Annotated in this window: 16 protein-coding genes and 1 riboswitch; of the genes, 11 read left to right on the top strand and 5 right to left on the bottom strand. The window is 64.6% G+C overall.

The window, feature by feature from the left end; all coding sequences use genetic code 11:
- Positions 1–75: 75 nt before the first annotated feature.
- Positions 76–2,175, bottom strand: coding sequence for a PQQ-dependent dehydrogenase, methanol/ethanol family (locus ACOZJV_RS01630; RefSeq protein ID WP_201131197.1), 2,100 nt, complete (start codon positions 2,173–2,175; stop codon positions 76–78).
- A 307-nt stretch (positions 2,176–2,482) separates the two neighbouring features.
- Between ACOZJV_RS01630 and ACOZJV_RS01625 the strand changes: the two genes are divergently transcribed.
- A complete protein-coding gene (locus ACOZJV_RS01625) occupies positions 2,483–4,375 on the top strand; it encodes an ATP-binding protein (protein WP_078469090.1) in 1,893 nt (630 codons plus the stop codon).
- Between the two features lie 4 nt (positions 4,376–4,379).
- On the opposite strand, the gene ACOZJV_RS01620 is transcribed toward ACOZJV_RS01625, so the two are convergent.
- Complete coding sequence (locus ACOZJV_RS01620; protein WP_078469089.1) at positions 4,380–5,198, bottom strand: cyclase family protein; 819 nt, start codon at positions 5,196–5,198, stop codon at positions 4,380–4,382.
- A 301-nt stretch (positions 5,199–5,499) separates the two neighbouring features.
- Between ACOZJV_RS01620 and ACOZJV_RS01615 the strand changes: the two genes are divergently transcribed.
- Positions 5,500–6,150: a DUF2625 domain-containing protein gene (locus tag ACOZJV_RS01615; protein WP_421546628.1), complete on the top strand. Its 651-nt coding sequence runs from the start codon at positions 5,500–5,502 to the stop codon at positions 6,148–6,150.
- Positions 6,151–6,173: 23 nt separating this feature from the next.
- On the opposite strand, the gene ACOZJV_RS01610 is transcribed toward ACOZJV_RS01615, so the two are convergent.
- On the bottom strand, positions 6,174–6,671 hold the full coding sequence (locus tag ACOZJV_RS01610) for a DUF1543 domain-containing protein (RefSeq protein WP_421546627.1): 498 nt from the start codon (positions 6,669–6,671) through the stop codon (positions 6,174–6,176).
- 268 nt (positions 6,672–6,939) lie between these two features.
- Between ACOZJV_RS01610 and ACOZJV_RS01605 the strand changes: the two genes are divergently transcribed.
- From ACOZJV_RS01605 to ACOZJV_RS01565, 9 genes are all read left to right on the top strand, one after another.
- A complete protein-coding gene (locus ACOZJV_RS01605; RefSeq protein ID WP_421546626.1) occupies positions 6,940–8,013 on the top strand; it encodes a hypothetical protein in 1,074 nt (357 codons plus the stop codon).
- 105 nt (positions 8,014–8,118) lie between these two features.
- Positions 8,119–8,323: riboswitch (cobalamin riboswitch) on the top strand.
- A gap of 108 nt (positions 8,324–8,431) precedes the next feature.
- Complete coding sequence (locus tag ACOZJV_RS01600; RefSeq protein ID WP_421546625.1) at positions 8,432–10,585, top strand: TonB-dependent receptor; 2,154 nt, start codon at positions 8,432–8,434, stop codon at positions 10,583–10,585.
- Positions 10,586–10,845: 260 nt separating this feature from the next.
- On the top strand, positions 10,846–12,201 hold the full coding sequence (locus ACOZJV_RS01595; protein WP_421546624.1) for an amidohydrolase: 1,356 nt from the start codon (positions 10,846–10,848) through the stop codon (positions 12,199–12,201).
- A 147-nt stretch (positions 12,202–12,348) separates the two neighbouring features.
- Positions 12,349–12,849, top strand: a complete 501-nt coding sequence (locus ACOZJV_RS01590) for a sigma-70 family RNA polymerase sigma factor (RefSeq protein WP_078469083.1) — start codon at positions 12,349–12,351, stop codon at positions 12,847–12,849.
- Entirely contained in the window at positions 12,846–13,796 is a 951-nt protein-coding gene (locus tag ACOZJV_RS01585) for a FecR family protein (protein ID WP_078469082.1), read from the top strand. The genes ACOZJV_RS01590 and ACOZJV_RS01585 overlap by 4 nt, the downstream gene beginning before the upstream one ends.
- A 91-nt stretch (positions 13,797–13,887) precedes the next feature.
- A complete protein-coding gene (locus ACOZJV_RS01580; RefSeq protein ID WP_421546623.1) occupies positions 13,888–16,413 on the top strand; it encodes a TonB-dependent receptor domain-containing protein in 2,526 nt (841 codons plus the stop codon).
- A gap of 29 nt (positions 16,414–16,442) precedes the next feature.
- Positions 16,443–17,591, top strand: coding sequence for an LLM class flavin-dependent oxidoreductase (locus tag ACOZJV_RS01575; RefSeq protein ID WP_020298901.1), 1,149 nt, complete (start codon positions 16,443–16,445; stop codon positions 17,589–17,591).
- Positions 17,588–18,484, top strand: coding sequence for an ABC transporter substrate-binding protein (locus ACOZJV_RS01570; protein WP_421546622.1), 897 nt, complete (start codon positions 17,588–17,590; stop codon positions 18,482–18,484). Before ACOZJV_RS01575 ends, ACOZJV_RS01570 begins: the two co-directional genes overlap by 4 nt.
- Positions 18,481–19,452, top strand: a complete 972-nt coding sequence (locus ACOZJV_RS01565; RefSeq protein ID WP_421546621.1) for an aliphatic sulfonate ABC transporter substrate-binding protein — start codon at positions 18,481–18,483, stop codon at positions 19,450–19,452. The genes ACOZJV_RS01570 and ACOZJV_RS01565 overlap by 4 nt, the downstream gene beginning before the upstream one ends.
- Positions 19,453–19,498: 46 nt before the next feature.
- On the opposite strand, the gene ACOZJV_RS01560 is transcribed toward ACOZJV_RS01565, so the two are convergent.
- Complete coding sequence (locus ACOZJV_RS01560) at positions 19,499–20,791, bottom strand: MFS transporter (RefSeq protein WP_421546620.1); 1,293 nt, start codon at positions 20,789–20,791, stop codon at positions 19,499–19,501.
- A 43-nt stretch (positions 20,792–20,834) separates the two neighbouring features.
- A complete protein-coding gene (locus ACOZJV_RS01555) occupies positions 20,835–21,608 on the bottom strand; it encodes an SDR family NAD(P)-dependent oxidoreductase (RefSeq protein WP_201131205.1) in 774 nt (257 codons plus the stop codon).
- Positions 21,609–21,656 lie beyond the last annotated feature (48 nt).

Below are 21,656 nucleotides of genomic sequence, written 5' to 3'. Positions count from 1 at the left end.
ATTGTTGTTGGAATGGCTAAGGCACGGCACGCCCGTGGGCCTGCCCGGCAGATACCGGGGGGCCCCCGTGACGCTTTACTGGGCTGCGGCGGTGTCGGTCAGCGCACGCAAATCCAGGCTGCGCTTGATGATGTACTGGTGGATCAGCTCCATTTGCGGCATGTCCAGGACCCCGGCAAAACTCGGCATGCCCTTGTTCATGAAGGCCCCGCTGACGATGCCGACAAAGGCCAGGTGCTTGTCCGGCGTCAGGTAGCGCAGGTCGGGAATCACCCCGCCGCTGGCCGCGTTCAGGCCGTGGCAGGCGCCACACATGCCATTGAACAAGGTCCGCCCCTGCTTGATCTGCTCCGCCGAGGCGGTCAGTGCTGGCACTTGCGGTGGCAGCACCGGCGCCTGGCGCGGTGGCGGCAGCTGCTCCTTGGCCCCGAGCTTGAATACCAGCACCCGGGACTCGGGCCGGACCTTGCCCTTGTCGGTCAGCGGCCCGGCAATCAGCGGCATGATCCCGCCCCAGCCGGCCATGAAGGCCACGTACTGTTCGCCCTTGATCTGGTAGGTGACCGGCCCGCCCAGCACCCCGGAGTTGGCGCGGTGCTCCCAGAGTGGCTCGCCCTTGTCGGCGCTGAAGGCCATGACCCGGCCATCGGAAGTGCCCTGGAACACCAGGTTGCCGGCGGTGCTCAAGGTGCCGCCATTACCCGACTCGACATAGTCATGGGTCCAGGCGGCCTGCTGCTTGACCGGGTCCCAGGCAATCAGGTGCCCGCGCCAGGCGCTGCGGATCTGGTTCAGGACCTTGGGATCCTCCGGCAGGTCCGGCACGTCGAGGCCGAAATTGACCACCGACTTGCTCGGCAGAAACAGCGGTTTGTCTGCCGCCTTGAGCTCGGCCAGGGTGTCCTGGGCCGGGATGTAGACGTAGCCGGTGGCCGGGTTATAGGACATCGGGTGCCAGCTGTGGCCGCCGAGAAAGCTTGGCTGCACCACCTTGGGCGCCTTGGAGTAATCGGCCTGGGCGGTGAGGATCGGGCGCCCGGTCTTGGGGTCGAGGCCGCTGGCCCAGTTGACCTGGACGAAGTTGCGCCCGGAAATGAACTGGCCGTTGGTGCGGTCGATGACGTAGAAGAAGCCGTTCTTCGGCGCCTGCATCAGCACCTTGCGCACGGCGCCGTCGATCTTGATATCGGCAAGAATGATCTGCTGGGTGGCGGTGAAGTCCCAGCGATCCCCCGGGGTCACCTGGAAGTGCCAGACGTATTCGCCGGTATCCGGGCGCAGGGCGACGATGGACGACAGGTACAGGTTGTCGCCCTCGCCCTGGCTGCGGAACTCGTAGTTCCAGGGCGAGCCGTTGCCAGTGCCGACATACAGCAGGTCCAGCTGCGGGTCATAGGACATCGAATCCCACACCGTGCCGCCCCCGCCCCACTTGACCCAGCCATTGCCCTTCCAGGTTTTCATGGCCTTGGCCATGGCCGGGTTTTCCGGCGGCAGCGCCGGGTCGCCCGGCACGGTGAAGAAGCGCCAGGCCTGTTTGCCGCTCTCGGCGTCATAAGCCGTGATGTAGCCGCGCACGCCGAATTCGGCGCCGCCATTGCCGATCAGCACCTTGCCTTTGACCACCCGCGGTGCCCCGGTGATGGTGTAGCTCTTGTTCGGATCGAGGATGGTGTTGACGCTCCAGACCTCTTTGCCGGTGGCGGCGTCGAGGGCAATCAGACGTCCGTCGAAACTGCCCAGGTAGACCTTGCCCTGCCACACCGCGACGCCACGGTTGACCACGTCGCAGCAGCCCTGGCTGAGTTTCTCCATGGGGATCTTCGGGTCGTACTTCCACAGCGGCTTGCCGCTGGCAGCATCGAAGGCATAGACGATGCTGAAGGCGCCGGTGGTGTACATCACCCCATCGACCACGATCGGCGTGGCTTCGGTGCCACGGTCGATGTCGAGCTTCTGGGTCCAGGCCAGGCCCAGGCCGGCGACGTTCTTGTCGTTGACCTGGTTCAGCGGGCTGAAGCGCTGTTCATCGTAGGTGCGCCCGTGGGCCATCCAGTTCTGGGGTTCCTGGTCAGCGTTGAGCAGGCGTTTCTCGTCGACTGCGCCTGGGGTCGGCGGCGCGGCCAGGGCCAGGGTCGAGAGGCAAATAGCAGCAAGCGGTATCAAGCGTTTCATTATTCTTGTTATCCCGTTCTGGGTGACAGCGTGGCAGGCACTTGCAGGGCGCCTGTCCGGTGAACGGGATTAGATCAAAGCTGGATCAGCAAAACGTGTCTGTGTATGCCAGTTATTTGCATCTGCGTGCCATATTGATTTTTTGTCCGGTACGCGCGCGGCGCCCCATGGCCAAAGGCCCGGCAGCGGCGGCAGGCTGAAAATAAAACAATGGTTTTCCACCCCCTGCCAAATTATGCTCCGCGCAAGGAACGCCCGGAGATCGCACATTGATCGTCCGGTTCTACTGGCACGGAGGCTGGGATCAATGTTCAAACTCAGAAGGAAAACATGGGCTTTGCTGCTGGTTTATATCGTCGGGGTGAGTGGCTACATCTATTACCTCTACGTTGAAACCCAGGGAATCCTCACTGAGAACATCAACAACAAGCTGCTGTATGCCGCGCTGGGCACCGCAGCGATCCTCGGCGACAACTACCACGACCACCTGGTCGACAAGCAGTCCAAGACCGAAGCCGAAGACCTGGACGCCATCAACCGGCTGTCGCGGTTCAACGAAGCCTTGGGCACAGCGTTTGTCTACACCGTGATCAAACGCGAGGGTGTGGCTTACCTGGCCAGTTCCAGCGCGTCGAAGACCGAGGTCGAGAACCAGAATTTCGTGCGCTTTTTCGACCCCTACCCGGACGCCAGCCAGGCATTGGTCGACAGTTTCGAAAGCACCAAGCCGGTGTGGATCGACTACACCGATCACTGGGGAGACTTTCGAGCGGTGTTCGTGCCCCTGCACTCCAAGGACGGGACCGTCTACGTTGCGGGTGCGGAAATCACCCTGGCCGATTACTACCACCAGCTCCATCGGGACTCCCTGCACCACATCATCCTGGCGATCCTGGTGTTTCTCGCCTTCAGCCTGCTGTTTGTCGTGGACCTGCTGCGCGTGCGCTCTCACCTGCAACAACTGCAGATCAACGAGCAGGTGCTGAAACAGGCCAAGAATGCCGCTGAAGATGCCGACCGCTCCAAAACCCGATTTCTGGCCACCATGAGCCATGAGATCCGTACCCCCATGTATGGCGTGATCGGTGCGACCGAGCTGCTCGCCGACTCGCCCTTGAGCCCGGAACAACGCGGCCTGGTGAAGACCATCCACAGCAGCGGACGCACCCTGCTGTCGCTGATCGACAATATTCTCGACCTGGCGAAAATCGAAGCAGGCAAGCTTGAACTCAAGCCCCGGGTCTTCGAGTTGCGGACCCTGATTGCCTCCAGCGTCGAGATGATCCGCCAGGGGTTGCAGGACAAACCGGTGGTGCTGGAGGTGCAGATTTCGCCCCAGGTCCCGGCGCTGGTGAAGACTGATGCCGACTGCCTGCACCAGATCCTCATCAACCTGCTGGGCAACGCGGTCAAGTTCACCGAGACCGGCAAGGTGTCGCTGGTGGTGACCACCAACGGCTATGGCCCCCGCGCGCGCCTGGCGTTTTCCATCTACGACACCGGGGTCGGCATCCCCAACGAGCTGCAAGACAGCCTGTTCAAGCCCTTTGCCCAGTTCGAGGGGCCGATCAACCAGCGCTTTTCCGGCAGCGGCCTGGGCTTGTCGATCTGCAAGAACCTGGTGGAAGCGCAAAATGGCACCCTGTCCTTCAGCAGCCAGTTTGGCGTCGGCTCGATATTCTCGTTTTCCCTGCCCATGGAGCCGTTCTCCGGGGCGGAGATCCCCAAGGGCGAGGAGCAGGATGTGGTGGTGGACTTCGACTCGTCGTTCGCCGAGCGCTTCCCCCTCGACATCCTCCTGGTGGAGAACCACCCGGTGAGCCAGAAAGTGGCGATGGCGATGCTGCAACGGCTCGGTTACGCACCGCAGTTGGCAGACAATGGGCTGGAGGCGATCAAGTACTGCGTGGGCGCGATCCCGGACCTGATTCTGATGGACATCAACATGCCGGTGATGACCGGGCTCGAAGCCATCGAGGAAATCCGTGACCTGCCCTTGAGCGAGAACTGCTACATCGTGGCCTTTACCGCGAGCGCGTTTTCCAGCGAGGTCGAGCGCTTCAGGGCGGCGGGCGCCAATGACATCCTGACCAAGCCGGCCAACCTGCAGGCCTTGACCAGTGTGTTGCAACGCGCATCCAACTACCGGCAACAGATCCAGGCCAGCGCCCCGCCAGTGGACACGCGTTCCCGTCAATGACCCATCAAGGCACCAGGGCGGTAACGGCCACGGGCGAGCCCGAACCTTCCTGCAGCCGCAGTACCCCGATGACCAGCGTCGCGCCCTTGGCCGGCAACTGGTCAAGGTTGGTCAGGCACTCGAGGATGATGCCGTTTTTCTCCAGCACCTGGCTGTTGGTGGCGTACACCTCATCCTGGCCCGGATCGGCGCCATGGGTGTCGATGCCCACACCGGCGATCTGGCGCTTCTCAAGCAGGAATTTGCTGGTCTCGGCACCGACACCGGGGAAGTGCGGGCCCTTGGCGTCTGCATTGATAAAGGCCTTGGGGTCGTTCCACAGGGCTTGCCAGCCGGTGTAGAAAAGCACCAGCGAGCCCTTGGCGATCGTGCCGTGCTCGCGTTCCCATTTTTCGATGTCCTGCACGCCGATCACGTAGTCGGCGTTGGCTTTGGATTGGCTGCGCACATCAATCACCACCGCCGGCCGGATCAGGGACTCGGGCGCATAGCCGTCGATGCCCATGCCCTTGGCGTGAAAACTGTTGGGCGCATTCATATGGGTCGCGCTGTGCTCACCGATACTGAAGCGCCGCAGGTAATAGCCGTCCTTGTCCAGCGTTGCCACGACATCGAAGGTCACTGGCGGGTCGTTGGGCCATAACGGTATGGAGGGGCTGATAACGTGGCTGAGGTCGATGACCTTGCGAAACTGGAGACTGTGCATTCCCTGGACTCCCTTGTCCTCGGCGAAACTCTTGGCCACGCCGACCGCCAGAAACGCGGTCAGTACGCCAATGGATGCCATTTTGAAACGGCTGTTTTTCTGCGTTGATTTAACCATGACGTCTGAGTGCTCCATCAAACAATAAGAGGATCCTGCCCTGGTGCCCGACTCTGTGTGGCTGCCCGAAAGCACCCAGGAAAAGCCTGCACAGTGTGACTAAGTAAGCGGCGCTTTTCATCAGCCTCCAAAAATATCCAATCCCCCACTTTCACCCTGTAGCCCTGTAGCCCTGTAGCCCTGTAGCCGCTGCCGAGCTTTCGCGGTGTTGCGAACGCAGGCCAGAGCCTTCGGCAGCGGCTACGCGCCTGATATGATCAGCGCCCCCTGGCGAGTGCCTGCTGCAAAAAAGGATTTTGACGTGCCAACCCTCGATCAACTGCTCAACCTCACCGACCCGGCGCTGCCCTTGATCGAGGCGTGGATCGCCCGCTCCCCTCATCGCTGCGAATGGCTGGCGCCGGCCCCGGATCGCGAGGCCATCCTGCTGGCACTCGGCGTGAGCACCCGCTCGGTGCTCGGGGCCATGGCTTACGAAAGCGGTGGGCTGTTGATCGATGACGGCTGGCTGCGACTGCTGGGGTCGGGCCATCCACAGCTGCCACGCAACCTGCGGGACTGGAACCAGGACCGCATCCAGGGGGCGATGCTGGTCGCCGACGATGCCGCGGGCGGCTTCTTCGCCATCAACGGCGGCAGCCTCGGCGACGATACCGGGGCCCTGTACTACTGGGCGCCGGACACCCTGCGCTGGGAAGCCCTGGAAATCGGCTACTCGGACTTCGTCGAATGGGCCCTGAGCGAACGCCTCGGGCAGTTCTACCAGGACCTGCGCTGGGACGGCTGGCAGCGTGAACTGCCGCAGCTTGGGGCAGACCAGTGCATGAGCTTCTACCCGTTCCTGTGGACCGCCGAAGGCAGCATCAACAGCAGCAGTCGGCGCGCCGTGCCGCTGGACGAACACTACCGGCTGAACCTGGAACTGGCGCAAAAGCTCGACGCTCCGGCCTGAGATCCAGCGTCAGCCACCGGGGCTCAGCGGGGAATCACGATGTAGTCGTTGCGCTGGACCACCCCGCGATGCTCGCCCTCCACCAGGTGGATATAGCGCCCGTCCACGGCATCGATCGGCAGGCAGTCGTCTACGTCCATCAGCGCGTCGGTATGGGCCTTGCTCCAGTGGCTGAGCATATGCCGCTTGCCCTTGGCCTTGGCTTCAGCCTTGTCATGGGCCACCACCAGCAGGTAGTGGTGGGCCTCGCCGAAGGCCTGGGCCTCATAGCCGCCGAGGTTGATGAAATACAGGCGCGGGGCCCCGGGCAGAGGCGCCAGCGGGCTCAACTGCACCTTCCACCCTTCCACGCCGTCGACCTGCATCCACGAATCGACATGCAGCCCCGCCGGGCTGCCAAACCAGCCTTCGCGCAGTTGCGGGTAGGCCGCTTCCAGGTTGTCGGCGATGGCGAACACCACGTCGTGGACCTCAATCTTGGCCCTGGGGTGTTTGCCCCCCAGCATCACTACAAAAAGCATTCTGTTCCTTGGTTACCTGCCGCCGGCGGCAGCGATTTCAGGGTAATGGTCCCGGTCGGGGCTCATCAGGCAAGCGCCATATTCTTCACCATGTTGCGTCTGATTGCTGAGGTTTTACTGCGCCCGGGACACTCCCGCGCGGCTTGCAGCACATTGCAGCTAAAGGCCAATCGCCAGCAGCCGATAGCCACACAGGCCATGCCATTCGCTGGCAAGGATTGCGGCGTGGGGCACGACGGCCCCGCCATTGGACAACCAGGAGATGGTCTTGAAGCACACATTCAACGCGCTCGCGCTGGCGGCGGCGCTGGTCTCGCCGACGCTGCTGGCGGCCCCGGACTTTACCGTGCATGACGTTGCACTCGGCATGCCCTATGACGAAGTCAATCTGCTGCTTCAGGAAACCTGCCCCCGGGGCTGCATGACCTACACCGGCTCCGGCCCGGCGGGCATCCATTCGCTGACGGTGTTCCTGCGCTACCAGACCATCTACTTCAGCAACACCCGGCGCACCGAGGTCAACCGCGACAAGCCCTATGAATCGGCGACCTACACCTTCGGCCCCGATCACAGGGTCATTGCCCTGGAAGCCGAGGTAAAAGGCTCGCTCACCGCCGGCAAAAAGCTCGCCGACGAGGCCCTGGCCCGTTATTCAGGCCCGTTGCAGGCGTTCACCCAGACCAACAAGGTCGCGGTACATGCCCAGGCATCGCTGGATCACCTGTCCTACCTGTATGCGCCGAATATGACCGGCAAGCAGTTCGAGCTGAGCGTGATCGAGCCTGCGCCCTCGCGCATGGCGGTGACCCGGGTCAACTACTGGGACTTCGACGCCGTGCGCGCCCTCGAAGCCGCCAAGCCCGCCGACTTCATGACCGTGCGCGGCCCTGCCGGCCTGGGCCTGGTGCCCCGCGAAGCCAACGCCGCGGAAGCGGCCAAGGCCCGTCGATACCCGGCACTGGAGATCGGCACCCAGACCCAGGCCGTCAACGGCAACGACAAGGTGCAGGTGATTGCCGAACAGCATGACGGCAATAAAAACCCGCCCAGCCAATTGCTGGTCAACGGTGCCCTGATCGGGAAGTCGGCCCTGCTCAGCGACGGCATGTCGTTCGAAGCTGTGCAGCACCTGGGGGATGGGCTGTTTCTGGTGAGTGCCGCGTGGGCCGGCAATGGCTGCAGTGCCCAAGAGCAAATACTGCTCAAAGTGGTCAACGGCAAGGGGCATCTGTCCGAACCCTTTGGCCGCTGCGAACCGCAGATCACCCAGCATGCCGGCACCACCTACTTCAACTTCGCCGAAACCGAATACGAGCCGCAGCAGACCCTGGCCACCCCCTGAAGCATCCCCCACCTATCGCGTAGCCGCTGCCGAGGACCGGCGGCGGCACAGACTGTTTTCCCCTGTAGCAGCTTTGCGCATTGACGAAGAAATTCATCAATGGTCATATGCGCGCCAGTTTCAGGTGTCCCATGCCGCCGTGCATGGGATTAAACGGGAAGCCGGTGCGTCACTTCGGTGATCAGTCCGGCGCTGCCCCCGCAACGGTAAGCGAGCGAAGCATTCGACAGACCACTGTGCTCCGGCATGGGAAGGTGAATGCTTCATGACCCTCGCGAGCCCGGAGACCGGCCTGCAACTTCGTTTGGCAACCCCGCGGTGGGCGGGCGCAGTCCGGTTTGCGTGGGCGCGTGCGCCTGCGATTCCTTATGCGTTGTTCCCTCCGGGTTTCATTCTTTCCTGACTCAGTTGGAATAGCATGTCCCGCAATCCCCTGCTCCAAAGCCTCGCAAGCCGATCCCTGCCGATCACCTTTGTCCCCTGCATGGCCTTTTCATCCCTGACCTTTGCCGAAACCGACCACCGTGCGCTCGCCTTGCCGGCGACCCTGGTCAGCGAAGTCGCCAAGGGCGATGACACTTCCCTCAGCACACCGCTGCCCGCCGGCTCACGGCTCAACCTGAGCGCCCTGGAAAACCCCGCCAGCACCAGCAGCATCGGCCAGGACGCCATCGACAACCGCAATAACCTCACGGTGCAGGACGCGGTGACCCGCTCCCCGGGCATCACCAGCATCGCCGCCCCGGGCAACGGCAACACCGCGCTGGCGGCGCGGGGCTTTACCGGGCACAGCTCGGTCATGACCCTGTTCGACGGTGCCCGCCTGTACACCGGTGCCGGCAGCCTGACGTTTCCGGTCGACCCGTGGATGGTTGAACGCATCGACGTGATCCGGGGCCCGGCCTCGGTGCTCTATGGCGAAGGCGCCACCGGGGCGGTGGTCAATGTGATCTCGAAGAAGCCCTTCGAAGGTGAAGTGCGCAACCGCCTGCGCCTGGGTTATGGCTCCAACGACCGCCAGCAGCTGGGCCTGGACAGCGGCGGCTCCCTCAGCGACACCCTGAGCTATCGCCTGACCCTGAACCAGCAGCAAAGCAACGGCTGGGTCGACCACGGCGACTCGCGCAGCCTGGCCCTCAGTGCGGCCCTGCGCTGGCAGGCCAACGATGACCTGAGCTTCACCTTCGCCCATGAGCGTGGCGACAGCGAACCGAGCAGTTACTTCGGCACGCCCCTGCTCGACGGGCACTACCGCGACAGCCTGCGCGACAAGAACTACAACCTGCGCAACGCCGTGCAGCGCTACAACGACGAATGGACCCGACTCAATACCGACTGGAACCTGAGCGACAGCGTCAGCGCCAGCAACCAGCTGTATTACATCAAGAGCCGACGCCATTGGCGCAACGCCGAAACCTACAGCTGGGACAGCCCCCGCCAGCAACTGCTGCGCAACAGCTACCTGGAGATCAAGCACGACCAGGAGCAGATGGGCGACCGTCAGAGCTTCACCTTCAACCATTCGCTGTTCGGCCTGGACAGCCGCACGGTGGTCGGTACCGAGTACAACAAAATCAGGTTCGCCGTGGGCAACAACTCGCCCTATACCGATGTCGGCGGCGACTACATCGACCCTTGGCAGCCGGCAGCGGGTTACTTCCAGAGTCGCTCTGCATTTTCACCCCAGACCGCCAGCAGCACCCACACCTTTGCCCTGTTTGCCGAGAACCGCTTGCAGCTGTCCGAGCGCTGGTCCCTGGTGACCGGCGTGCGCCGCGACCAGAACCACATCGAGCGCGACGACCAGCGTGCCGGCAGCCGCAGCGACCGCAGCCTCACCGGCGGCAACTGGCGCGCCGGGCTGGTGTTCGCGGTCACCGACCAACTGTCGCTGTACGGCCAGTACTCGACCAGCGAGGACGGGGTCAACAACCTCATCAGCCTGAACCCGAGCCAGCAGCAGATGGACCTGACCGAGGCCCGGCAGACCGAGTTTGGCCTCAAGCAACAGTTCTGGGACGGGCGCGGTGAATGGACCCTGGCGGCCTACCATATCGTCAAGAAAAAACTGCTCAGCAGCGACCCGGTCACGCGCCTGGCGCAACAGGTCGGCCAGCAGTCCGCCGACGGCCTGGAAGCATCCCTGGAGCTGGCCCTGGCTCACGACTGGCAGGTCTCGGCCAATGCCGCGCTGGTGCGGGCCGAATACGACGACTTCGATGAAGTGGTGTCGGGCCAGGTGGTCTCGCGCGCCGGCAATCGCCCGAGCAACGTGCCGCGCCGCAGCGCCAACCTGTGGTTGAACAAGGCCCTGAGCCAGGACCTGACAGCCGGAATGGGCCTGCGTTATGTCGACGCGCGTTATGCCAATACGGCCAACACCACCCAGGTTCCGGGCTACACGGTGCTCGACGCCAACCTCGGCTGGCAGCTGCAACGGGATGTGCGCCTGGGCCTGCAGCTCAACAACCTGCTCGACCGGCGCTACGCCGTGGCCCAGCAGAACAATGGCCAGCAATGGCTGATGGGTGAGCCGCGCTCGTTCTTCGTCACCGCCGACTACAGCTTCTAAGTGCCTGTCACGCTGTAGCGGGCAACCCTCGGGCACGTTTAACGCCGCCCGAGCCAGGCACCGGGGACCCCGCAGGTTCCCGGCGCTGGCTGCTGGAAGAGCAGCAGACCATCAGCAACCGGCTGTTGCGCCTGGTGCATCCCCACGCCTCATCTCCCCGCGACGCCAGCCTGGCGGCCAGCAAGCGGGCTGGCATGCTTTCTGCGTTAACGCCATTGCGCCCGACTTCGGGCTCTGCCGTTCCAACCCAGAGGCCTTGCATGAATCACTTTTTCGCCCGACTCGGCATCAGCGCCGGATTGCTTTTCTCCTCCCTGCTCCACAACACCGTCAGCGCCGCCGTGGTGGATGCCGAGCGCCTGCAGACACTCGACCGGGATATCCGCCAGGCCACCCCGCAACTGATCGAGCTGCGCCACGATATCCATCAACACCCGGAGCTGGGCAACCGCGAAGTGCGCACTGCCAAGCTGGTGGCCGCGCGCCTGCGTGAGCTGGGCCTGGAAGTGCAGACCGACATCGGCCACACCGGCGTGGTCGGGCTGTTGCGCGGCGGCAAGCCGGGACCGGTGGTGGCCATTCGTTCCGAACTGGACGCGCTGCCGGTCACCGAGCAGACCGGCCTGCCCTACGCCTCGACCGTGACCCAGGCCTACAGCGGCAATGACTTCAGCCAGGCCGGAAAGCAAGTCGGGGTCATGCACGCCTGCGGCCACGATGCGCACATCGCCATTGTGCTGGGGGTGGCCCAGGTCCTGGCGGCGCACAAGGACAGCCTGCCCGGCACCATCAAGTTCATTTTCCAGCCGGCCGAAGAAGGCGTGCCGGTGGGAGAAACCGGCGGCGCCCGGCTGATGATCGAACAAGGGGTGCTGGCCAACCCGGCGCCGCAAGCGATCTTCGGCCTGCACGTGGGGCCGGGGGTGTCCGGCACCCTTTCGGTCAGTCGCCAACGCACCACCGCCGCCTCGGACAACTTCGTCGCCACCATCACCGGCGAACAGACCCACGGCGCCTTCCCCTGGGCCGGGATCGACCCCTTCCCCCTGGCGGCGCAGATCATCCTCGGCTGGCAGACCATCCCCAGCCGCCAGGTGAACCTGGTGGCCCTGCCCGCCCCGGTGATCTCCATCGGCAAGATCGACGCCGGCGTGCGCAGCAACATCATCCCCGCCGAAGTGCGCATGGAAGGCACCCTGCGCACCCTCACCGACGCCCAGCGCGACGATGTGATCAGCCGCCTGCAACGCACCGCCAGCAAAATCGCCGAAAGCGCCGGAGCCAGCGCCAAGGTCGAGATCCTCCCCGGCAGCTACCCGGCCGGCTACAACAACACCGATCTGGTGGACAAACTCCTGCCCCAGCTCGAAGCCTCGTCGGGCAAGCCCGTCACCCTGGGTTCCGGGGTCTACGCCGCCGACGACTTCGCCGAATACTCGCGGCGCATTCCGGCGCTGTTTTTCGGCCTTGGCGTCACCCCCGACGGTATCGACCCGGCCAAGGCCTGGCCCAACCACTCACCCAAATTCCTGGTGGACGACCAGGCCCTGCCAGTGGGCGTGCGCGCGTTGTCGCAGGTGACCCTGACCTATCTCGCCAACAACGGCTACAAGTAGCGGGCTGCCGGGCCGCGTGCTGCCCGATGCAGGGCGGTACGCAGCCTCCGCATGGATAAAAAGTAATAACCCTCACACTTTTTATTCTTTTATTTAATCAAGCACATTCGCCAACATTGCCCGTCCGCTTGCTCGTGATTGCCTGCCATGCCCAGCACATCCCATCATCATTTCACCCGCCTGTTCAGCAAAAACTACGGTTGGTTGCGCGCTCGGGTCAGCCGTTTGCTGGGCTGCCAGGACAGCGCCGAGGACATTGCCGCCGAGGCCTTCATGCGCTTGCTGGGGATCGAGGATCTGGCCGCGGTGCGCGAGCCCCGGGCGCTGCTGACCACCATCGCCAAACGGCTGATGATCGATCACTGGCGCCGGGCCGACCTGGAGCGGGCGTACCTGGCGACCCTGGAGGAGCAACCTCACAGCGAGCTGCCCTCCCCCCAGGAACACGCGATGCTGATCGAAACCCTGTTGCAGTTGGACCGCCTGCTCAAGGGCCTTGGGCATCAGGCGCGGCAGGCGTTTATCCATAGCCTGTTCGACGGCATGACCTACGAACAGATCGGGCGTCAGCTGGGGATTTCCAAAAGCCGCGTCCATCAGCATATGGAGCAGGCGTATCTGTGTTGCCTGGAGGCCCTGGCGCAATGAGTACGGATTCGCAGCAACAGATCCGGATCGAAGCCGCCCGCTGGTTGGCCTTCCTCCATTCCGGCGAAGCCGATGAGGCGCGCCACGCGGCGTTTCTCGACTGGCAGGCGCGCAGCCCGCAGCACGCCGAATGCATCGCGCGGATCAATCAGCAGTTGGGGTTTATCCAGGCGTCGAAGCTGCGCGATCTCAACCCCCGGCAGTTGCAGCAAGCCCTGGATGCACCCTCCAGCCGCCGCCGGTTCTTGCGCACCAGCCTCGGCCTGGCGGGACTGGCGGTCACCACCGGATTGCTCAGTCGCCTGGGCAGTACCGGCCTGGCCTGGCCGGGTGACCTGTACACCGGGATCGGCGAGCGCAGCCAGTTCCAGCTGCCCGATGGCAGCCAACTGACCCTCGACGCCGCTTCCCGCATCAGCCCGCATTTCGACGGCGCCGAGCGCGGCCTGACCCTGCACGCCGGGCAATTGCTGCTGGACGTGCGCCAGCACTCGCAACGGGCGTTTGTCCTGCAGGCAGGCAACCTGCGGGTCGAGGCCCGGCAACAGCGGCTGTTGTTGCGCCAGGAAGCCAGCGCCTGTTACGTCGCCGCCCTGGACGCCGACCTGAGCCTGCACGGCGCCAGTGCCAGCCGCACCCTGCCCCACGGCCACTGGGCTCGCTTGAGCCGCGACGGCGCCTGGCACACCGGCCCCGCACCCGACAGCGAGACCCTGTGGCTCAAAGGGCTGTTCGAAGCCGATGCCCTGCCCCTGGAGCAGGTGGTGGCCGCCTTGCGCCCTTACCACCCCGGCCTGTTGCACCTGTCGCCGGCGGTGGCCGGGCTGCGGGTCAGCGGGCTGTTCCCCCTGGATAACAGCCACCAGGCCCTGGACATGCTCGCCAGCATCGCGCCGATCCGGGTCACTTGGCGCAGCCGCCTGTGGGCGAATATCGAGCCGGCATAAGCTAGGAACAAATCGATCTGAGCCGCGACTGGAAATGACCCGGGCTGCCCCGTCAACCCGGCAGTCACTCTCAACCAGGATCGATAAAAAAATGCCCCATGTCGCGTGCGTGCGCATCCCCCTGAACCGCTTGACCCTGGCCATTGCCCTGGCCGGAGCGCCGCTGCTGCCAATGCTGGCCGCGCCGCTGCAAGCCGCCGAGCAACGTCAGCACTACGCCATTGCGGCGGGTCCGCTGAACAGCGTGCTGCTGGCGATCTCCCGGCAAAGCGGGCAACTGATCGCCTTTGATCAGCACCTGATGGAAGGCCTGAGCAGCCCGGCGATCACCGGCGACCTGGACCTGCAACAGGCACTCTCACGGGCCCTCAAGGGTTCCGGCCTGCACGTGCAGCGTGAGGCCTCGGGCGCCCTGAGCATCCAGGGCCAGCCGACTGCGGCGGCGGACGCGACCGTCAGCCCTGCGCCCCGCAGCGAAGCCAGCACCCCACGCCTGGAAAGCGTGCTGGTGACCGCGCAGAAACGCGAGGAAGCCCTGCAACGGGTGCCGGTGCCGATGAGCGTGGTCAGCGGGCGCAAGATCGAAGACACCAATGCCGGCGCCAGTGCCACCCAGATCACCCGCTTCATCCCCAACACTTCATCCGCCACCATCGACAACCAGCGACCGCGCTGGTGGATCCGCGGGATCGGCACCGGTGACCAGCGCGCCAATACCGTCAGTCCGGTGGGCATCTACCTCGACGACGTGTACCTGAACAACGTCGACGCCACCAGTTTTCCGCTGTTCGACCTGGACCGGGTGGAAGTGCTCAAGGGCCCCCAGGGCACCTTGTGGGGCAAGAACACCACCGCTGGCGCGATCAATTTCGTGTCGCGCAAACCCGACTTCAAGGACAACCCCGGCTACCTCAAGCTCGACGCCGGCAGCCATGCCAGCCGCACGGTGGAAGGCGCCGCCGGGACCGTGCTGGTGGATGACAAGATCGCCGGCCGGGTGTCGTTCCGCCATAACCAGCGCGACGGCCTGGCGGAAGACAACAGCAGCGGCGGACGCAGCGGCGATACCCAGGACGACGCCCTGCGCCTGCAACTGGCGGTGAACTTCAACGACAGCCTGGACGGCGTGTTCAACCTGCATTACCGCACCTTCAAGAGCCGTGGCAATGGCCTCGACGGCAGCACCGCCGGGATCCTCGCCCGGGGTGCGAACGGCACCAATGCCTTCGGCTATAGCCCCAGGCTGTCGCGGACCAACGTCGACTACACCCTCCCCGGCAAGGATGACCTGGAGCACAAGGGCGGCTCGGCCACCCTCAACTGGCAACTGGGGGACCTGACCCTGACCTCGATCAGCGCCTTCGAGGATGTCACCCGCACCATTCGCGGCGACAGCGACTACACCCCGGCCGACCTGGCCCGTGGTTATCGCGACCTGCACAGCCGCCAGTGGTCCCAGGAGCTGCGCCTGGCCTCGCCCAAGGAACAGACCCTGAGTTGGGTCGCCGGGGTGCACTACTTCCATGAAAAGCTCGACTACACCGAAGCCCGCGCCGCCGTCGACGGCAGCTTCCTCACGCCCTACTTCAACAACACCCAGACCGAGCAAGGCAACACCAGTTACGCCGTATTCGGCAGCACCACCTGGCAGGTGACCGAGCCATTGCGCATCACCACCGGGCTGCGCTGGACCAGCGAACAGAAAGACATCGACCTCAACCGCGTGGCGGCGGTCGGCAGCGCGCAATTCAGTGACCCCAGCCGCTGGTGGTCGCGCAGCAGTGTCAGCAACCCGTTGCAGGTCACGGCGGTCCAGGATGAAAGCCGGACCTGGAACGACTTCACCTGGGACGTGACCCCCGAGTACCAGCTCAACGATCACGCCCGGGTCTACCTGCGCTACGCCAAGGGGTTTCGTTCCGGCGGCTTCAATACCGGCGCCACCAGCCAGGGCAGCGTCGCCACGGTCGACCCGGAGTACCTCTCGGCCTATGAACTGGGGCTCAAGTCCGAGTGGTTCGATGGCCGCCTGAACCTCAACGGCAGCGTCTTCTACTACGACTACAAGGACATCCAGCTCAATGCCGTGGTCGGCACCAGCACCGGGGCGCTGTCGACCCTGACCAACGGTGCCCGCGGCAAGTTGCGCGGCGCCGAGCTGGAAATTGAAGCCCTGCCGGTGGACGGCCTGCACCTGCAGGCCGGGATCGGCTTGCTGCACAGCGAGTTCACCGACTACCAGTCCGGCAGCGATGATTTTTCCGGCAATCGCTTTGTCCGCGCCCCCAGCGTCTCGGCCACCTTTGGCGTGGAGTATCGCTACCCCCTGGGCATTGGCGGCTACCTGATTCCGCAGACCGACTGGAGCTACCGCAGCAAGCAGTACTACTTCGCCAACAACCAGACCGATCCGGCCCTGAGCGAAGACGCCTTCGCCCTCGGCAATGCCAGCCTGGCCTGGCTGTCCCAGGACGAAAAACTGCGCATCTCGCTCTACTCGCAAAACATCACCGACCGCAAATACGTCAATCACTCGTTGCCGGTCTCCTACGGCGGCAACGCCATTTTCTACGGCGAGCCACGCACCCTCGGGCTGTCCGTCACCACGCGCTGGTAATTCATTCGTCATTGATCGAGGAGCAACACATGGAAATCTATTGGTACCTGACCGCCCCCGATGGCCCTCAGCCCTGGACCGCCAGCGGTTCGCGCGCGGTGACCTACCCCTACCTGCAACAAGTGGCGCGGGCCGTCGACCACCTGGGCTTTACCGGGGCCCTGCTGGCCACGGGCGCCCACGACCCCTGGATTCTCGGGGCATCGCTGATTCCCTTTACCGAAAATTTCCGCTTTCTGATCGCCATCCAGCCGGGGCTGATCTCGCCCACCCTGCTGGCCAAGATGGCCCTGACCTTCAGCCACCTGTCCAAGGGCCGGCTGTTGCTCAATGTGGTCAGCGGTGACGCCAACACCCTGGGCGCCTACGGCCTGAACATGAGCCACGACGGCCGCTATGCCCTGGGCGACGAGTTCCTGAGCGTGCTCAAGCCGCTGCTGGCCGGTGAGACGGTGAACTTCAAGGGCGAGTATTTCGATATCCGCGAAGCGCGCCTGGCCCTGCCCGGCGGCCCGCAATATGCGCCGCCGCTGTGGTTTGGCGGCTCGTCCGAGGTGGCCCAGGAAATTGCCGCAAAACACGTCGACACCTACCTGAGCTGGGGCGAAACCCCGCCCCAGGCCGCCGAGAAAATTGCCCAGGTACGCCAGCGTGCGGCGGCCCATGGGCGCACCCTGCGCTTTGGTATCCGGCTGTATGTGATCCTGCGCGACACCGATGAAAAAGCCTGGGCCGCAGTGGATGAGCTGTACGCCGGGATGGACGATCAAGCCATCGCCAACCGCCAGGCCCTGGCGAAGAATTCCGATTCGGTGGGCCAGGCACGCATGACCGCGCTGCACGGCGAACGCCGGCCACAGAACGCCCGCGACCTGGAGATCTACCCCAACCTGTGGGCCGGCATCGGCCTGGTGCGGCCCGGCCCGGGCACCGCGATTGTCGGCAGCCCGGACACCGTAGAGCGGGTCATGAAGGAATACGCCGATGCCGGCATCGAGGTGTTTATCCTCTCCGGCTTCCCCCTGCTCGAAGAGGCCTACCGCTTCGGCGAACAGGTGCTGCCACGGCTCCCGGTCACGCGCCTGCCGAGCCAGGCAGTCGAGGCCGATACCGAGCAGCGCTTTACCTGGGGCAACCTCTGGGACAGCCCGGTCGCCAGTGCGGAGCAACCCTCATGAGCCGCGCCCAAACCCTGCGTATCGGCAGCCATCCGATGAACCTGTCGCTGTTTATCCTGCGCCAGCGCCGGCACCTGGAGGCACTGGCCGAGGCCCGGGGCTGGTCCGTGCACTGGCTGGATTACGCCGAAGGCCGTGACAGCGGCAGGCTCCTGCAACAAGACCAGGTCGACTGGGTCGGCACCGGCTCGACACCGCCGCTCTATAGCCGGGCCGCCGGGGTCGACCTGGTCTACGTCGGCGCCTCGGCCTCGCGCCAGACCAGCAGCGCCTTGCTGGTGCTGGCCGACAGCCCGCTGCAGCGCATCGACCAGCTGCGGGGCAGCCGCATCGCCAGCACCGTGGGTTCCTACACCGATCACTTCCTGGCCCAGGCCCTGCACAGCCACCACCTGGACTACCAGGCCGTGGAGGTGCTGGACCTGCCCGGGCGCGAAGGCCAGCACGCGCTGCAGGCAGGCCGGGTCCAGGCCTGGGCCGCCCTCGACCCGCTGCTCAGCGAGCAGTTGCAGACCGGCCAGGTGCGAGCCCTGGGCCAGGCCGGCGACTTCATCCCCAATCGCTCGCTGTTCTGGGCCAACCGGTCCTGGGTCGAGCGCGAGCCGCAGCAGGCGCAGTTGGTGTTCCAGGCCCTGGCCGAGAATGACCGCTGGATCGCCGGGCATATCGAGCAGGCAGCCGAGTTGCTGGCCGGCAGCCACCCGCAACAGGTTGCCGCCAGCACCTGGGCCGCCAGCCTGCGTCAGCGCCCCTGGGGCATTGAGCCGGCCCGGCAGCCAATCCTTGACGAGCAGGACCAGCAGGCCCGCCTGCTGTTCAGCGCCGGGCTGCTGAACAATGCCCTGCCACCGAGCCTCGGCCGCGACCTGTCACTGTCCACGGAGCTGTCATGAAAGCATCGAGCCCTAGCGCCTTCGCGCTGTTCGCCAGCCTCGGCCTGAGCGCCTGGCTGCTGTGCGCCAACGCCCAGGCCGAGCCACTGGAACTGCGCATCGGTTACCTGCGTGGCCCTTCGGACCTGTCCCTGGTACGCGACACCGGCGAGCTGGAAAAAGAGTTGGCCGGGCTTGCGGTCAAGGTCCGCTGGCTGGGGCCGTTCCCGGCGGCGGCGCCGGCCTATGAAGCCCTCAATGGCGGCTCCCTGGACCTTACCAGCGGCAGCTCCACCGCCTTTGTCACGGCGATTGCCGGGGGCATGCCAATGAGCATGTTCGGCTACCAGCCGATGCCGGCCAATGGTGAAGGGATTGTGGTCAAGGACCAGGCACCGATTCACAGCCTGGCCGACCTGCCGGGCAAAACAGTCGCGGTCAACCGGGGCGGCACCGGCGAGTACCTGTTGTCCCGCGCCCTGGAAACCGCCGGCATCGATGAAGGCAGCGTGCACAAGCAGTACCTGAGCCCCACCGACAGCAGCTCGGCGTTTGCCTCCGGGCATGTGGACGCCTGGGCCACCTGGGACCCGTACCTGGCCCTGGCGCAAAACAATTACGGCGGGCGCCTGCTGATCAACGGCCAGCAACTGGGTTCGGAGAACGCCGCCGGCTACTTTATCCGCCAGGACTTCCTCGCGGCTCATCCCCAGGTGGTGAAAGCCGTGCTGGAGGTGCTGCAACGCAGCAACCGCTGGGCCCGCGAGCACCCTCTGGAAGCGGGTCGGATCTGGGCCAGGCAGATGGGCAACCAGAGTGAAGAGGTCGCTCGGCAACTGGGCGCGACCAACACCTCGCCCTTGCTGGCAGTGGGTGCGCAACAGGTGGAGCAGATCCAGCACATTGCCGACTGGTACTGGCGCAAGCAGATCATTCGCCAGCAACCGGTGATCCTTGAGCATGTGGTGGACCTGGGCAACGCCGAGTAAGCCGACCGGGATACCGGGCTGCGCGCCCGTTATCCCGGTGGTGGGGTCAGCGCCGGACCTTGACCCAGGCCATCAGCAGCGCCGAGGACAGCACGCCAACAGTCATGAAGATGTAGGCCGCCCCCGGGTTGCCGGTGAGGCCGATCAGGTGGCCGACGATCCACGAACCGATAAAGGCCCCCAGGGCACCGCAGGCATTGATCAGGCCAATGGCACCGCCGAACACGTTGGCCGGGATGATCTCCGGGATCAGCGCGAAAAAGGGCCCATAGGGTGCGTACAGCGCCGCGCCGGCAATGCTCAGCAGGGCGAACGATAGCCAGAAGTGGGTCGAGCCCAACAGGTACGAGCAGAAAAACGCCAAGGCCCCCAGCGCCAGCAGCGGCCAGATGAAATGTTTGCGTTGCTGGGATTTGTCCGAGGCCCAGGACACCACCAGCATCGCCGCCACAGCCGCGACATAGGGCACCGCGCTCAGCCAGCCGACGGTGACGATATCGGCGGCCGCCGCCTGTTTGATGATGGTCGGCAGCCACATGATGAAGCCGTAGACCCCGATGCTCCACAGTGCATGCACACAGCAGAGCTGGATCACTACTGGGCTGGTAAAGGCCTGGCGATAGTTGCGCACGGCCTTCAGGCCTTGCTGCTCACTGGCCAGGGTCGCGGCCAGTTGGGTCTTTTCCTCGCGGCTCAGCCAGTCGACCTGTTCCGGTTTGTCCCGCGCCATGCGCCACCAGACAAAGGCCCAGAGCACCGCCGGAGCGCCTTCGATGATGAACATTTCACGCCAGCCCCAGGCCTGGATCAGGTAGCCCGAGAGCACCGACATCCAGAGCACGGTGACCGGGTTGCCCAGCACCAGGAAGGTATTGGCCCGGGAGCGTTCCTTGCGGGTGAACCAGTTGCTGATGAAGATCAGCATCGCCGGCATTACCGCGGCTTCAACGATACCCAGGGAGACGCGGATCACCATCAGCATCGGGATATTGGTCACCAGCCCGGTGGCCATGGCGCAGACGCCCCACAGGATCAGGCTGCAGAACACCAGTTTGCGTACGCTGTATTTCTGCGCGTAGATGGCCCCCGGCACCTGGAAGAAAAAGTAGCCGAGGAAAAACAGCGCGCCGATCAGCGACGACGTGCTCTTGCTGATGCCCAGGTCCTGCTCGATGCCCACGGCGCTGGCGAAGCCGTAGTTGGCCCGATCCAGGTAGGCCAGGCTGTAGGTGATGAAAATCAGTGGAATCAGGTACAGCCAGCGTTTCGGCGCGAAGGCCGTGGACGTCTCGCTGCTAATGGCCGGCAGCGGCAGTGACCGGGATTTGAGTGTGCTCATGGGTGTCCCCTGTTGTTGTTTTTTTCAGGTACGCAGTACGGTTTCACACGACGCTGGTCAGGCCGCCGTCGACAAAGATGGTTTGTCCGTTGATGAAGTCCGACGCCGCGGAGGCCAGGAACACCGCGGTGCCGCACAGCTCCTCGACCCGCCCCCAGCGCCCGGCCGGCGTGCGTTGGCACAGCCATTGGGAAAACGCCTGGTTGTCCACCAGCGCCTGGTTCATCTGGGTCGCGAAGTAGCCCGGTGCCAGGCCATTGGCCTGGATCCCGTGGCGTGCCCATTCGGCGCACATGCCTTTGGTCAGCATCTTCACCGCGCCCTTGGACGCGGCGTAGGGGGCGATGGTCGGGCGCGCCAGTTCGCTTTGCACGGAGCAGATATTGATGATCTTGCCGCGACCGCGACCGATCATATGCCGCGCCACCGCCTGGGAGACATGGAACACGCCGTCGAGATTGACCCGCATCAGCTCGTGCCAGTCATTGGCAGCGAAATCCTCCAGCGGCGCGCGGCGCTGGATCCCGGCGTTGTTGACCAGGATATCGATGGCCCCGTACTGCGCCTCGAAAGCGTCGATGGCCTCGAACAACTGCGCGCGGTCGGTGACATCGAATACCGCGATCTCGACCTCAAGCCCTTCGTCGCGCAACAGACTGGCAATAGACTCAGCCTTGTCTCTATTACGATCGTTGATAACCACCCTGGCGCCGGCGGCGCCCAGGCCCCGGGCCAGCTCCAGGCCGATGCCCTTGCCGGAACCGGTGATCAGGGCCGTGCGGCCTTCAAGCAGGAAGCTGCTGGTGCTGAATGACATGCTGTTCTCCGTAAAGCGGCCGTTTATTGTGCTGCAGGCCTTGGGCGC

Origin of the sequence: Pseudomonas sp. QD4 (genome assembly GCF_049199125.1) — a bacterium.
Classification (GTDB): Bacteria; Pseudomonadota; Gammaproteobacteria; order Pseudomonadales; family Pseudomonadaceae; genus Aquipseudomonas.
Note: the sequence above shows the minus strand (reverse complement) of the source record. Positions and strands in the feature narration are given on the sequence as shown.

What these genes read in the sequence shown, in the direction of transcription:
- ACOZJV_RS01630 (WP_201131197.1), bottom strand. Translation starts at nt 2,175, where the DNA reads ATGAAACGCTTGATACCGCTTGCTGCTATTTGCCTCTCGACCCTGGCC.
- ACOZJV_RS01625 (WP_078469090.1), top strand. Translation starts at nt 2,483, where the DNA reads ATGTTCAAACTCAGAAGGAAAACATGGGCTTTGCTGCTGGTTTATATC.
- ACOZJV_RS01620 (WP_078469089.1), bottom strand. Translation starts at nt 5,198, where the DNA reads ATGGTTAAATCAACGCAGAAAAACAGCCGTTTCAAAATGGCATCCATT.
- ACOZJV_RS01610 (WP_421546627.1), bottom strand. Translation starts at nt 6,671, where the DNA reads ATGCTTTTTGTAGTGATGCTGGGGGGCAAACACCCCAGGGCCAAGATT.
- ACOZJV_RS01600 (WP_421546625.1), top strand. Translation starts at nt 8,432, where the DNA reads ATGTCCCGCAATCCCCTGCTCCAAAGCCTCGCAAGCCGATCCCTGCCG.
- ACOZJV_RS01595 (WP_421546624.1), top strand. Translation starts at nt 10,846, where the DNA reads ATGAATCACTTTTTCGCCCGACTCGGCATCAGCGCCGGATTGCTTTTC.
- ACOZJV_RS01590 (WP_078469083.1), top strand. Translation starts at nt 12,349, where the DNA reads ATGCCCAGCACATCCCATCATCATTTCACCCGCCTGTTCAGCAAAAAC.
- ACOZJV_RS01585 (WP_078469082.1), top strand. Translation starts at nt 12,846, where the DNA reads ATGAGTACGGATTCGCAGCAACAGATCCGGATCGAAGCCGCCCGCTGG.
- ACOZJV_RS01580 (WP_421546623.1), top strand. Translation starts at nt 13,888, where the DNA reads ATGCCCCATGTCGCGTGCGTGCGCATCCCCCTGAACCGCTTGACCCTG.
- ACOZJV_RS01575 (WP_020298901.1), top strand. Translation starts at nt 16,443, where the DNA reads ATGGAAATCTATTGGTACCTGACCGCCCCCGATGGCCCTCAGCCCTGG.
- ACOZJV_RS01570 (WP_421546622.1), top strand. Translation starts at nt 17,588, where the DNA reads ATGAGCCGCGCCCAAACCCTGCGTATCGGCAGCCATCCGATGAACCTG.
- ACOZJV_RS01565 (WP_421546621.1), top strand. Translation starts at nt 18,481, where the DNA reads ATGAAAGCATCGAGCCCTAGCGCCTTCGCGCTGTTCGCCAGCCTCGGC.
- ACOZJV_RS01560 (WP_421546620.1), bottom strand. Translation starts at nt 20,791, where the DNA reads ATGAGCACACTCAAATCCCGGTCACTGCCGCTGCCGGCCATTAGCAGC.
- ACOZJV_RS01555 (WP_201131205.1), bottom strand. Translation starts at nt 21,608, where the DNA reads ATGTCATTCAGCACCAGCAGCTTCCTGCTTGAAGGCCGCACGGCCCTG.